This is a genomic window from Tistlia sp., assembly GCF_040905785.1.
In the GTDB taxonomy this organism is placed as follows: Bacteria; Pseudomonadota; Alphaproteobacteria; order Kiloniellales; family DSM-21159; genus Tistlia.
Genome location: NZ_JBBDQW010000039.1, coordinates 1 through 12,400 on the forward strand (window position 1 = coordinate 1; position 12,400 = coordinate 12,400).

Below are 12,400 nucleotides of genomic sequence, written 5' to 3' on the forward strand. Positions count from 1 at the left end.
CCGACGCCCGCTTCATCAAGGACCACTGCCCGGTCGCCGAGTTCGGCCTGGTCGGGCGGACCATGCACCAGGTCGACGAGCGGGTCGCGGTGGCCGACATCGAGACCCTGACCGAGATCTACGCCAAGGCCCTCGAGGACTACTTCGCGTGATCCGCCCGACGCTCAGCGAAGCCGTGGCGGCCCTCTGGGTCGCCGGACGGCTGCTGCGCTTCGACCCCGTCGCCTGGCGCAGCTTCGACGACACGCCGGAGACCTTCTGGAAGTCCTTCTGGGCGGCGCTGCCGGTGCTGCCCTTCTACGTCGTGATGGTCGCCCTGCATCTCCGCGCGGTCGCCGCGACCGGCCAGCCGCTGGCCGCCGGGGAGCTGGAGCTGCTGCTGATCGAGGGCCTGGCCTACGTCATCTCCTGGACCGCCTTCCCGCTGGTGCTGTTCCACCTGCTCGGCGCGATCGGCAAGCAGCGGCGCTTCGTGCCGCTGGTCGCCTCGCTGAACTGGCTGAACGTGCCGCTCGCGGCGATCGGCACCGTCGCCGTCCTGCTTGCCGAGCTCCAGCTGTTCGGCGCGCTCTCGGGCCCGCTGCGCTTCGGCGTCCAGATCTACGTGCTGGTCTGCCTGACGCGCCTGGTCGCCCACGCGCTCGACCTGCGCGCCTTCGGCGCCTTCGCGATCGTCCTGCTCGGCGTCCTCATCGACTATTTTCTCTTGTTCGCCACGACGGCTACGCTCATTTAAGCGATCCGCGGCGGCGGCCGACCTTCGCCGGCGCGGGTTCCGAGGAGAGCTTTTCGGCGGCCCGGCGTTGCCTACCGGGAAGGGCCGGAACAGGAGGCGCGGGATGTCCAAGAAGGTGTTCATCGACGGCGAGGCCGGGACCACGGGGCTGCAGATCCGCGCGCGCCTGCAGGATCGCCGCGACCTCGAACTGCTGTCGGTGCCCGCCGCCCGGCGCAAGGACCCCGCGGCCCGCAAGGCCCTGCTCAACGAGGCCGATCTGGTCGTGCTTTGCCTGCCCGACGAGGCCGCGCGCGAGGCGGTGTCGCTGATCGACAACGAGCGCACCTGCGTGATCGACGCCTCGACTGCGCACCGGACCGCGCCGGGCTGGACCTACGGCTTCGCCGAGATGACCGGCGAGCAGGCCGGCCTGATCGCCGGCTCCAAGCGCGTCTCCAATCCCGGCTGCTATCCGACCGGCGCCATCGCGCTGATCCGCCCGCTGGTCGAGCAGGGCCTCCTGCCGGACGACTTCCCGGTCACGGTCCACGCGGTCTCCGGCTACAGCGGCGGCGGGCGCAAGCTGATCGAGTCCTTCGAGGGCGCCGAGGGCGCCGAGCCGCTCGCGCTCAACCACTTCCTCTACGGGCTGGAGCTGCAGCACAAGCACGTGCCGGAGCTGCAGGCGCACTGCCGCCTCGCCCGGCCGCCGATCTTCGCGCCCAGCGTCGGACGCTTCGCCCAGGGCATGCTGGTCCAGGTCGCGCTGCCACTCTGGGCGCTGCCCGGCTCGCCGGCGCCCGCCGACCTGCAGGCCGCCCTGGAGGAGTACTACGCCGGCCAGCGCTTCGTCTCGGTGACGCCGCCCGCCGAGGCGGCCAAGCTGACGCGCCTGGATCCCGAGGCGCTGAATGGCACCAACGACATGAAGCTCCACGTCTTCACCAACCGCGAGCAGGCCCAGGCCCTGCTGGTCGCCCAGCTCGACAACCTCGGCAAGGGCGCCTCGGGGGCCGCCGTGCAGAACCTCAACCTGATGCTCGGCCTCGAGGCCGAGCTCGGGCTGGCCGCCTAGCCACGGACCTCAGTAGCGCACCGCAGTCAGGGTCAGGCCGTGCGGCGGCGCCGTCTGGCCCGCCAGGCGCCGGTCGCGCGAAGCCAGGATGCGGCTGACGTCGTCCGGCGTCCAGCGGCCCTCGCCGACCTGCTTCAGGGTGCCGGCGATGATGCGCACCTGGTTGTGCAGGAAGGAGCGCGCCGCGACCTCCAGCTCGACCGTCTCGCCGAGCCGCGTCACCCGCAGCAGGTCGAGCGTGCGCACGGCGTTCTCCGCCTGGCACTCGCTGGAGCGGAAGGCGGCGAAGTCGTGGTGGCCGACGAGGCGGTCGGCACCCGCCTGCATGGCCGCCGCGTCGAGCGGCTTCGGCACGCGCCAGGCGCGGCCCCGGTCGAGCACCAGCGGCGGCCTTCGGTTCGCGATGCGGTAGAGGTAGCGCCGCTCCAGTGCCGAGAAGCGGGCGTGGAAATCCGCCTCGACCGGCTCGGCCCGGAGCACCGCGGCCGGCCAGGGCTTGGTGTGGAAGTTGATGGCGTCGCGCAGCCGGTCCGGCGGGATCGCCTCGGGCAGGTCGAGGTGGGCGACCTGCCCCAGGGCATGGACGCCGGTATCGGTGCGCCCGGCTCCATAGAGGACGACACGGCGGCCGCAGAAGGCCTCGACCGCCTCCTCCAGCGCCTGCTGCACCGAGGGGCCGCTGGTCTGGCGCTGCCAGCCGACGAAGCCGGCGCCGTCGTACTCGATGGTCAGCTTGTAGCGGGTCACGGCAGCCGGGTTCCCGAGGGGATCGCGTAGCCGCGCAGCAGGGCGTCGGTCTCCAGGGGCGCCTTGCCCGGCCGCTGCAGCAGCTTCGGCCGCAGTGCGCCGCGGCCACAGGCCACGGTCAGGCGGTCGTCTAGCACCAGGCCCGGGTCGCCCAGGACCTCGTCGAGCCCGGCCAGCTCGGCGGCCAGCACCTTGAGGCGCTGCCCCTCGTGCTCGAGGAGGGCGCCCGGCCAGGGCGTGAAGGCGCGGACCTGGCGCTCGAGCTCGACCGCCGGACGGGACCAGTCGAGGCGGGCCTCCGCGCGGCTCAGCTTGGCCGCATAGGTCGCGCCCTGCTCCGGCTGCGGCAGCGCCGGCAGGCTGCCGTCGGCCAGCCCCTGGAGGGCCGGCAGGATCGCTTCGGCGCCGAGGGCAGCGAGCTTGTCGTGCAAGGTCTGGGCGGTCTCGCCGGGCGCCAGCGGCACCGCTTGGCGCAGCAGCATCGGGCCGGTGTCCAGGCCCTCGTCCATCAGCATGATGGTGACGCCGCTCTCGGTGTCGCCGGCCAGGATCGCGCGCTGGATCGGTGCCGCGCCGCGCCAGCGCGGCAGCAGCGAGGCGTGGACGTTGAGGCAGCCCAGGCGCGGCGCCGCCAGGATCGCGCGCGGCAAGATCTGGCCGTAGGCGACGACGACCGCCGCGTCCAGCGCGAGGGCGGCGAAGGCCGCCTGCTCGGCGGGGTCGCGCAGGCTCGTGGGGGTGCGCACCGGCAGGCCCCGCCGTTCGGCAAACGCCTGGACCGGCGCCGGGCGCGGCTTCTGGCCGCGGCCGGCCGGGCGCGGCGGCTGCGCGTAGACGCAGGCGATCTCGTGTCCGGCCGCGAGCAGCGCCTCGAGCGTCGCCTGGGCGAAGGCGGGCGAGCCCAGGAAGGCGAGGCGCAGGGGCTTTCTGGGCAGGGGCCTTTTGGGCAGGGGCTTTCTGGGGTGCGGTCGGGCCGGGCTCATGGCCCTCGGTGTAGCAGGATGTCGCCGGCCGCGCAGCCGTCCGGGCGGGGCCGAACCGCTCAGGCGGCGAAGGAGGTCTCGGAGTAGGCCGGCAGCTCGGCCGCCTTCTTCGACTTGAGCAGCTTGCGCAGGATCATGTTGCGCTTCAGCGCCGAGATGTGGTCGACGAAGAGCACGCCGTCCAGATGGTCGATCTCGTGCTGGATGCAGGTCGCCAGCAGGCCGTCGGCTTCCAGTTCCCGCTGGGCGCCGGTCTCGTCGAGGTAGCGGACGAGGATCGCCGCCGGCCGCACGACCTCGGCGTAGTGCTCGGGCAGCGACAGGCAGCCTTCCTCGTAGCCGGCGTCTTCCTCGGCGACCCAGACCAACTCGGGGTCCGCCATGCGCAGCGGCCGGGGCGGCTCGTCGTCGCGACTGAGGTCGAGGACGATGACCCGCTGCAGCACGCCGACCTGGTTGGCGGCCAGCCCGATCCCGGGGGCCGCGTACATGGTCTCCAGCATGTCGTCCATCAGCTGGCGCACCTCGGCGTCGACCGTCCCGACGGGGGCGGCCCGCTTCTTCAGGCGGGGATCGGGTGCGGTGATGATCGGCAGCTTGGACATCGGCGGGCAGGGTCTGGCTTGTGTCGGGGATCGGCCACGGAAGACCGAAAGAGCTAAGTATGGCTGCGCGGCCGAAGCGTCAAGGCGCGGCGACTCGGGCATCCTTTGCTAGTGTGGCCCGCTGAGGAGGAGCCTTGCCGACGATGGAACTAGATGTCCTGCTGATCGGTGGCCTCGGGCTGCTGCTGGGCGCGCTGGTCGCCCTGCTGGTGCTGCGCCGCGGCGCCGGCGCCCAGAGCGGCCAGAGCGCCGAGCTCGAGGCGCGGCTGCGTCAGCTCGCCGAGAGCCAGGCCGCGACCCAGGCCCAGACCGCCGACTCCCTGCGCGCCCAGGAACGCGTCCTGGCCGAGGCCCTGGAGAACCGCTTCGGCGACTTCGCCAAGAAGGTCGGCGACCGCCTGCAGGAGAGCGCGACGGCCCAGGGCACCACGCTCGGCGAGTTGCGGGAGCGCCTGGCGGTGATCGACAAGGCGCAGCAGAACATCACCGAGCTCTCGACCCAGGTCGTCGGGCTCCAGGACATCCTGTCGAACAAGCAGGCGCGCGGCGCCTTCGGCGAGGTCCAGCTCCACGACCTGGTGACCTCGATCCTGCCGCCCTCGGCCTACACTTTCCAGGGCACGCTCTCGACCGGGGTGCGGCCGGACTGCCAGCTGCTGCTGCCGAACCCGCCCGGCCCGATCGCCATCGACTCGAAGTTCCCGCTGGAAGCCTACCGGGCGCTGCGGGAGGCACCGGACGAGGCTGGGCGGATCCAGGCCGTGCGAGGCTTCCGCCGGGACGTGCAGGCGCACATCCGGGCGGTGCAGGAGAAGTACATCGTGCCCGGCGAGACCGCCGAGTCGGCGCTGCTCTTCCTGCCCAGCGAGGCCGTCTACGCCGAGCTCCACGCCAACTTCTCGGACCTCGTCGAGGCTTCCTACCGGGCGCGCGTCTGGATCGTCTCGCCGACGACCCTGATGGCCACGCTCAACACCGTGCGCGCCGTGCTCAAGGACGTACGCATGCGCGAGCAGGCCGGCCTGATCCAGGCCGAGGTGCAGCGGCTGCTCGAGGACGTACGGCGACTCGACGACCGGGTCGGCAAGCTGCAGAAGCACTTCGACCAGTCGACCGAGGACCTGCGCCAGATCCGCATCTCGACCGAGAAGGTGACCAAGCGCGGCGAGCGCATCGAGGAGGTCCAGGTCGAGGCCGGCGAGCCGGCCCGAGAGCTGCAACCGCCCCTGATACCGCAGAGCAACGCTGCCGAGTAGCCCGCCGGCGCTGCTACTGGGCGATCCGCATCCGGTAGGTCAAGGTCGTTTCGCCCCCAGCCGGCACGGGGACGCGCCAGAGGATCCGGTTGGCGCTTTCCAGCTCGTGTTCCCGACTCTCCTCGAGCAGCGACCAGCCGCGCGGCAAATGCCCCGCGACCTCGATCTCGACGGCCGTGTCCTTGGCGTTCTCCAGGGTGATTTCCTGGGCGATCTCGTAGACCCGGTCGGACAGGCGCTCCAGGTCGGTGACCGTCGCGCTGCCGGTGACGTCGAAGGCCCGCCCGACGGTCAGCTCCAGCGTGCCGCCGGCCGGCGTGTGCCCGATCGCGGCCTCGCCGGCGAAGAGGCGCCGCTCGCCGCTCAGGTCGTAGAGCCGCAGCGTGCCGGCCGGCAGCGGCCGGGCCTCCCGGCCCTCCGGATTGTCGAACTCCAGCAGGACCGCCGCCTGCTCCGGGCCGACCTGCTCCGGCCCGCCGCCGGCCGTCACCAGGCCGTCGAAGCGCAGGCGGCGCTTCGCCGCGATGGCGAGATCTTGGAACAGCACGAGCTGCCGGCTCTCGCCGCGCGCCAGGTCGACGCTGCGTCCGGTGTCGTAGAGATAGAGTTCGCCGACCGCCTGGGGCGCGGCCACGCTGTCGGCGGCCATCTCGGCGCGCATCATCTTGGGCGCCGCCGCCTGATAGGGCTGGGGCCGCCCGTAGTCGCGGCTGACCTCCCCGGCGACGACGCTGAGGGCGGCGTCCTCGAAGACGACGTCGGTGCCGTTGCTGACGGTCAGCAGGCCGGTCAGCTCGAGCCGCTCGCCGCTCTCGTCGAGCGTCGCGACGTAGTCGGCCTGCCAGCCCAGGCCTTCGACCAGGTAGGCGAGGCCGAGCTCGCGCGCGCCGCCCTCGCCGGCCTCGAGCGAGAGGCCGAGGCGCGGCTCGGCGCTCAGGTCGTCCGGCAGGCGGTCGAGCACGATGCGGCCCGGCGGGTCTATTTCGATGCGGTCGCCGACCCGCAGCACCGGGCCGCCGGCCAGCGACAGCAGCACCGCCGGCTCGCTCACCGTCTCGCCGGTCTCGGGGTGCTCGCGGACCAGCCTGACCCGGCCGCCGACCGCCGACTCCAGCAGGCGCTGCGGCGTCAGGTCGGCCGGGCGCCAAGCCTGTTCGCCGAGGGTCAGGCCCTCGCCGGAAACCACAAGGCTGGGCGCCACGATTCGCTCGGACACGCCGAGCAGGTCGAGGCGGTTGGCGCCGGGTACCAGCGGCACCCAGCGCCGCTCCTCGACCAGGCCGAGGCCGTTCTGGTAGACGGTCAGCGCCAGGTCGCGGCGCGCCTCCAGGGCGATCGTCGTGGCCTGCTGGGCGCTTGCCGGCGGCGCGTCGAGGGCGAACGGCAGGGCGAGGGCGGCGGCGAGCAGCGGTGTCGCGCGATTCATGGGCCCGGGTACTCCTTGGTGTGCGGTCTGCTGCCTGCGATATGGGCGCGGGCGCGAGGCGGCGCGAGGCTTGCCGCTCGAATGCGGCGCTTTATCGGTCCCGCGGGTTCGCCGGCCCAGTGCTTGAACGCGGCTCAGCCGGCGGGCCGTCGCGATTTCAGCGCGGCCGCCAGGGTGCCGTCGTCGAGGAAGTCCAGGCTGCCGCCGACCGGCACGCCGCGGCCGAGCCCGGTGACCTCGACCGGCAGGCCGGCCAGGCGCTCGACCAGATAGTGCGCCGTGGTCTGGCCCTCGACCGTGGCGCCGAGCGCCAGGATGATCTCCTCGCAGCGCTCCTCGGCGGCGCGCTCGAGCAGGCGGCCGAGATTGAGCTGCTCGGGGCCGCGCCCGTCGAGCGCCGAGAGCGTGCCGCCGAGCACGTGGTAGCGGCCCTTGAAGGCGCCGCTGCGTTCCAGGGCCCAGAGGTCGCCGACCTCCTCGACCACGCAGATCGTCGAGAGGTCGCGCCCGGGGTCGCGGCAGACCGTGCAGGGATCGTGGGCGTCGAGGTTGCCGCAGGTCGAGCAGGCGACGATGGAGTCGGCGGCGCGGCTCAGCGCTGCGGCCAGCGGCTGGAGCAGCGATTCCCGGCGCTGCAGCAGGTAGAGGGCGGCGCGGCGCGCCGAGCGCGGCCCGAGCCCCGGCAGGCGGGCGAGCAGCTGGATCAGACGGTCGATGTCGCCGGCGGCCATGGCGTTCTGTTAGCCTGCCGCTCCCCCTGTCGTCCAGAACCCCCTGTGGTCCACAAGCAGTGCGGAGGAGCGCCCCGGTGCAGGACATCGAAACCCCCAAGCTGGCCAGCGACTGCGTCGTCTTCCTGCCCGAGGGCCTGCTGCTGATCCGCCGTGGCCATCCGCCCTTCCAGGGCGGCTACGCCCTGCCCGGCGGCTTCATGGAGATCGGCGAGACCGCCGAGGCCGCCTGCGCGCGCGAGCTCGCCGAGGAGACCGGGATTGCGGTCGATCCCTCGGCGCTGCGCCTGGTCGGCGTCTACTCGGACCCCAAGCGCGATCCCCGCGGCCACTGCGTCTCGATCGTCTACACGGTCCGGCTCGGGCGCTCTACGCCGCGCGCCGGGGACGACGCGGCCGCGGTCGAGGTGGTGCGCGACTGGCGCAGCGTCACCCTGGCCTTCGACCACGCGAAGGTCGTTGCAGACGCGGAACGGCTCTGGCTCGAGTCCGTCGAGTAGCGGCGGCGCGCGCAACTTCGGGGTTAGAACGGCATCTTGAAGCCGGGCGGCAGGTCGAGGCCGCCGGTCAGCTCCTGCATGGCCTCCTGGCTGAAGCGCTCGACCTTGACCCGCGCGTCGTTGAAGGCGGCGAGGATCAGGTCCTCCAGCACCTCGACGTCGTTCGGATCGGCCAGGGCCGGGTCGATCTTGACCGCCTTGACCTCGTTCTTGCCGTTGACCGTGACCCGGACCATGCCGCCACCGGCCTGACCCTCGAGCTCGTGCCCGGCCAGCCGCTCCTGCAGCTCCGCCATCTTCGACTGCATCTGCTGCGCCTGCTTCATGAGCTGGCCCAGGTTCTTCATGGCACACCCTTCCTCAGGTCTCGTGTAGCGGCGCTCACGCCGGGTCGGCCTCGGACCGGTCGCCCGGCGCCTCGTCCGGCTCGCTCTCGCCCGGCTCGCTGTCGTCGAGCTCGCTCTCGTCCAACTCGCTCTCCGGCGGATCGAGGGCCGTGGATTCCTCAGCCTCCCTGATAGCCGTGATCTCGGCGCCGGGAAAGGTCTCGAGGGCGGCGCGCACCAGCGGGTGGCTGCGCGCCTCGGCGAGCTTGCGCGCCTGGCTGTCGGCCTCCTGGTCGGCCAGGGTCGGCCGGCCCGGCAGGTCGGAGACGCTGACCACCCAGCGCTGGCCGGTCGCGTCGCCGAGCAGGCGCCCGAGGCGGCCGGCGAGGTCGCGCGGCGCCTCCTCGCGCGGATTGAGCTCGATGCGCCCGGGCTGGAAGGAGACCAGGCGGACGTCGCGGCGCAGGTGGTTGGAAAGGCCGATCTCGCGCTGCGCGGCGACCAGCTCGACGACCGCCGGGAAGTCCTGCGGGCCGGCGACGGCCGGTGCTTCGCTGCTGGGCGGGGCCTCGCTCTCGGGTGCGGCCTCGCTCCGGGGCGCCGGGGCGCTGCGGGCGCCGCCCCCGCTGCTACCGCCACCCCCGCTGCTACCGCCGCCGGCCTCGGGGCGCGGGTGCGCCGGGGGCACGGGTGCGGCGCTCGCGCTTGTCGCCCTCGTGCCGCCCGGGGCAGCCGCGGCCGGCTGGGCGGGGCCACCAGCGGCGGCCGGCGCGCCCTCCTTCAGGCGGCGCACCAGCTCGCCCGGGTCGGGCAGGCCGCTGGCGAAGGCCAGGCGGATCAGCACCATCTCGGCGGCGGCGAGCGGCGCCGGCGCGCGCTGGACCTCCTCCAGGCCCTTGAGCAGCAGCTGCCAGGTCCGGGTCAGGACCGGCACCGAGAGGCCTTCGGCGAGGGCGCGGCCGCGCCGCCGCTCGGCCTCGGGCAGCCCCTCGTCGGCCTGCTCGGGCAGCAGCTTGGCGCGGCTCAGGCCGTGGGTCAGGGCCAGCAGATCCTGCAGCACGACCAAGGGGTCGGCGCCGCCGTTGTAGAGGTCGCCCAGCAGGTCCAGGGCCTCGGGCGTGCGGCCGGCCAGCACCGCCTCGAAGAGATCGTAGATGCGCGTGCGGTCGGCGAGGCCGAGCATGACCTTGACCGTCGCCGCCTCGATGCCGCCGCCCGAGCTCTTGTCCGAGTCCGCCCCCTGGTCCGCGTCGGACAGCGCGATCGCCTGGTCCAGCAGCGACAGGCCGTCGCGCACCGAGCCGTCGGCGGCGCGCGCGATCATCGCCAGCGCCTCCTCCTCGGCGCCGACCCCCTCCTGGGCGCAGATCCGCGCGAAATGGGCGGCCAGCACCGGCTGCTCGACGCGGCGCAGGTCGAAGCGCATGCAGCGCGAGAGCACCGTCACCGGGACCTTGCGGATCTCCGTGGTCGCGAAGATGAAGACGACGTGCTCGGGCGGCTCCTCCAGGGTCTTGAGCAGCGCGTTGAAGGCGTTGCGCGAGAGCATGTGCACTTCGTCGACGATGTAGACCTTGTAGCGCGCCGAGGTCGGCCGGTAGCGCACGCCCTCGATCAGCTCGCGGATGTCGTCGACGCCGGTGCGGCTGGCGGCGTCCATCTCGATGACGTCGGGGTGGCGGTCCTCGGCGATCGCCCGGCAGATCGGACAGTCGGACGTGTCGCCGACCGTGGCCCCCGCGGTACCGTCGGGGCCGGCGTAGTTGATCGCCTTGGCGATGATCCGGGCGGTCGTGGTCTTGCCGACGCCGCGCACGCCGGTCAGCACGATGGCGTGCGGCAGCCGCCGGCTCTCGATGGCGTTGGTCAGGGTGCGGACCAGGGCTTCCTGGCCGATCAGGTCGGCGAAGGACTGCGGCCGGTACTTGCGGGCGAGCACACGGTAGGGCGTGGCGGCAACGGCCGCGGCCTCCGGGGCCGGGCCGTGGCTCGCTGCTGGACCGTCGGAGGCGCCTGCACCGTCGGGGGCGGCGCCGGTCTCAGCGGCCTCGTCGGTCATCGCCTGCTCGCTGTCCGGAGGAGCGGCGGCGGCGCCGCCGGGTCTGGGTGGAAGGCCGGCGGGCGACCCGGACCGGAAACTCGTTACGGCTGCTTCCTTCCGGACCTGACCGGGTTGGCGAGCGGTCCGTCCGCTGCCGACCTTCCGAGGTCACTATATCAGGACCCGGCGCCGCCCTGGCAAGAGCGGAAGCGCCGGAACGGAACTCTGCAAGACTGCCCCGCCCCGCTCACCCGGCCTGTCGCTGCAGCACGACCGGGCTACCGTCGGGCGCGGGGAAGCGCGCGCGCACCAGCCGCCCCCCGGCGTCGTACCAAAGCTCGCGGCGCAGCTCGCCGCCGACCCGCCAGCGGGTCGCCTCGACACGGCCGGCGCCCGCCGGCCAGAGCGCGACCGACTGCCGCGGGCCGCGGCGGCCGCGGATCACCCGGCTCCGCCCGGTCACGCTGTCGAGCAGGGCCTCCAGGCGCGGCGTCTCGGGGTGCCACAGCGAGGAGGGCACGACATAGCCGGAGACCGAGAAGGCCAGGCCGTCGCGGGTGCCGCGCAGGGCCAGCTCGTCGCGCGCGCTGCGCAGCCGGTGGCGCCGCTCGCCGATCCGGGTGCGGCTGTCGAGGCCGTAGAGCCAGCCGTCGCGCCAGCGCTCCTCGGCGCTGTGCCGGACGACCTGGCGGCCGCCCGGCGCGGGCAGCCGGTAGAAGCTCTCGACCGAGACCGTGAAGAGGCCGGGCCGGCGCGCGAAGCGATAGCTGAGGGCGCCGCAGGGCGTGCCTCCGGCGTCCAGGGCCACGAAGGTCCAGAAGCCCGCGCCGGGAAAGAGCGCCGCCGCCGCCGGGGCCGCAGCCAGCACCGGCAGGGCGGCCACGGCGGCCAGGAAGCGGCGGCGGCTGAGCGGCGGAACCATGGCCGAGCCTCCTCCATCCGGGGCGCCCCGGCAAGACTCCGGCAAGGCCGCGGCGTCGGCCTCTGCAAGCCCGGTTGGCGCGACGCCCGGGCCGTGGCACCTTGCCGCCGCCATGCAGAGACCCCCGAACTTCTACAGCGACAACGGCCTCGACCGCGCCGACCGGCTGCGCGGCGACACCGACTGGCTGGCCGCCCGCCTCGCCGCCGCCTCGACGCGCTTCGTGCCGCTGTGGCGCACGCGCTCGCTGTTCGACCCGCCGGCCGGGGCAGAGCCCGGCGCGGCGCCCCGCGCGGTGCTGCTCGAGGCCGCCGAGGCGGCGGCGCTGATCGCGCGCGGCGGCGAGCGCATCTTCCTCGGCCTCGACGCCGAGGACCGGGCCTACTTCGCCCTCGATCTCTCGAGCCTGGACAGCCCCGACCACGAGCCGGCCCTGGCCGGGCGCGGCAGCTTCGCCGACCTGCGCGCCTTCGGGCCGCTGCTGCCGCGCCAGGAGGGCGCGATCCTGGCCTATGCCCGCGGCATGGTCTGGTGGCACGACCGCCACAGCTTCTGCGGCGTCTGCGGCGCGCGCACCGAGAGCCGCCAGGGCGGCTTCCAGCGGCAGTGCAGCAATCCTGACTGCGGCGCCGCCCACTTCCCGCGCACCGATCCGGCGGTGATCATGCTGGTCCACGACGGCGCCGACCGCTGCGTGCTCGGCCGCCAGAAGGTCTGGCTGCCGGGCATGCACTCGACCCTGGCCGGCTTCGTCGAGCCGGGCGAGAGCCTGGAGGAGGCGGTCGCCCGCGAGGTCGAGGAGGAGGTCGGCCTGGCCGTCGAGGAGGTCGTCTACCACTCCTCGCAGCCCTGGCCCTTCCCTTCCTCGATGATGCTCGGCTTCCACGCCCGCACCCGGGACAGCCAGCTCCGGGTCCACCCCGAGGAGCTGGAGGACGCCCGCTGGTTCGAGCGCGACTTCCTGCTCGCCTCTCCCGAGAACGAAGCCTTCCGCCTGCCGCGCCCGGACTCCATCGCCCGGCGCCTGATAGTCGACTGGCTGGAGGGTCGCGCCTGAGAGCCCGGCCGCC

Annotated in this window: 13 protein-coding genes, 1 other RNA gene and 1 pseudogene; 6 read left to right on the forward strand and 9 right to left on the reverse strand. The window is 73.6% G+C overall.

The window, feature by feature from the left end:
* The 3 genes and pseudogenes from WD341_RS09890 to argC all read left to right on the forward strand — a co-directional run.
* A pseudogene (locus WD341_RS09890) lies at nt 1-152 on the forward strand (succinyl-diaminopimelate desuccinylase); the annotation flags it as partial.
* Nucleotides 149-736, forward strand: coding sequence for a hypothetical protein (locus tag WD341_RS09895; protein WP_368425285.1), 588 nt, complete (start codon nt 149-151; stop codon nt 734-736). The pseudogene WD341_RS09890 and the gene WD341_RS09895, both read left to right, overlap by 4 nt.
* 103 nt (nt 737-839) lie before the next feature.
* Complete coding sequence (argC, locus tag WD341_RS09900) at nt 840-1,793, forward strand: N-acetyl-gamma-glutamyl-phosphate reductase (protein ID WP_368425286.1); 954 nt, start codon at nt 840-842, stop codon at nt 1,791-1,793.
* A 9-nt stretch (nt 1,794-1,802) separates the two neighbouring features.
* On the opposite strand, the gene truA is transcribed toward argC, so the two are convergent.
* The 3 genes from truA to def all read right to left on the reverse strand — a co-directional run bounded on the left by truA (nt 1,803) and on the right by def (nt 4,128).
* The gene (truA, locus tag WD341_RS09905; protein WP_368425287.1) at nt 1,803-2,540 is read right to left on the reverse strand and encodes a tRNA pseudouridine(38-40) synthase TruA; all 738 of its coding nucleotides are present in this window, start codon (nt 2,538-2,540) and stop codon (nt 1,803-1,805) included.
* Nucleotides 2,537-3,460, reverse strand: coding sequence for a methionyl-tRNA formyltransferase (fmt, locus tag WD341_RS09910; RefSeq protein WP_368425316.1), 924 nt, complete (start codon nt 3,458-3,460; stop codon nt 2,537-2,539). Before fmt ends, truA begins: the two co-directional genes overlap by 4 nt.
* Before the next feature lie 122 nt (nt 3,461-3,582).
* The gene (gene def, locus WD341_RS09915) at nt 3,583-4,128 is read right to left on the reverse strand and encodes a peptide deformylase (protein WP_368425288.1); all 546 of its coding nucleotides are present in this window, start codon (nt 4,126-4,128) and stop codon (nt 3,583-3,585) included.
* Between the two features lie 143 nt (nt 4,129-4,271).
* On the opposite strand from def, the gene WD341_RS09920 reads away from it, so the two are divergent.
* Nucleotides 4,272-5,384, forward strand: a complete 1,113-nt coding sequence (locus WD341_RS09920) for a DNA recombination protein RmuC (RefSeq protein WP_368425289.1) — start codon at nt 4,272-4,274, stop codon at nt 5,382-5,384.
* A gap of 13 nt (nt 5,385-5,397) precedes the next feature.
* Here the strand turns inward: WD341_RS09920 and WD341_RS09925 are convergent, their stop codons facing one another.
* Entirely contained in the window at nt 5,398-6,810 is a 1,413-nt protein-coding gene (locus tag WD341_RS09925; RefSeq protein ID WP_368425290.1) for a DUF4139 domain-containing protein, read from the reverse strand.
* A gap of 134 nt (nt 6,811-6,944) precedes the next feature.
* Nucleotides 6,945-7,541, reverse strand: coding sequence for a recombination mediator RecR (gene recR / locus WD341_RS09930; RefSeq protein WP_368425291.1), 597 nt, complete (start codon nt 7,539-7,541; stop codon nt 6,945-6,947).
* A gap of 77 nt (nt 7,542-7,618) precedes the next feature.
* On the opposite strand from recR, the gene WD341_RS09935 reads away from it, so the two are divergent.
* A complete protein-coding gene (locus WD341_RS09935; protein ID WP_368425292.1) occupies nt 7,619-8,041 on the forward strand; it encodes an NUDIX domain-containing protein in 423 nt (140 codons plus the stop codon).
* Nucleotides 8,042-8,064: 23 nt separating this feature from the next.
* Here the strand turns inward: WD341_RS09935 and WD341_RS09940 are convergent, their stop codons facing one another.
* From WD341_RS09940 to WD341_RS09955, 4 genes are all read right to left on the reverse strand, one after another.
* The gene (locus WD341_RS09940) at nt 8,065-8,388 is read right to left on the reverse strand and encodes a YbaB/EbfC family nucleoid-associated protein (protein ID WP_368425293.1); all 324 of its coding nucleotides are present in this window, start codon (nt 8,386-8,388) and stop codon (nt 8,065-8,067) included.
* A 34-nt stretch (nt 8,389-8,422) separates the two neighbouring features.
* Entirely contained in the window at nt 8,423-10,426 is a 2,004-nt protein-coding gene (locus WD341_RS09945; protein ID WP_368425294.1) for a DNA polymerase III subunit gamma/tau, read from the reverse strand.
* A 49-nt stretch (nt 10,427-10,475) separates the two neighbouring features.
* An RNA gene (ffs, locus tag WD341_RS09950) (signal recognition particle sRNA small type) lies at nt 10,476-10,569 on the reverse strand.
* 86 nt (nt 10,570-10,655) lie between these two features.
* Nucleotides 10,656-11,330 (reverse strand): DUF6134 family protein, encoded by a 675-nt coding sequence (locus WD341_RS09955; RefSeq protein WP_368425295.1) that lies wholly within the window; start codon nt 11,328-11,330, stop codon nt 10,656-10,658.
* 112 nt (nt 11,331-11,442) lie between these two features.
* Here WD341_RS09955 and nudC point away from each other — a divergent pair, with 112 nt between their 5' ends.
* Nucleotides 11,443-12,387, forward strand: coding sequence for an NAD(+) diphosphatase (gene nudC / locus WD341_RS09960; protein WP_368425296.1), 945 nt, complete (start codon nt 11,443-11,445; stop codon nt 12,385-12,387).
* Nucleotides 12,388-12,400: the final 13 nt, after the last annotated feature.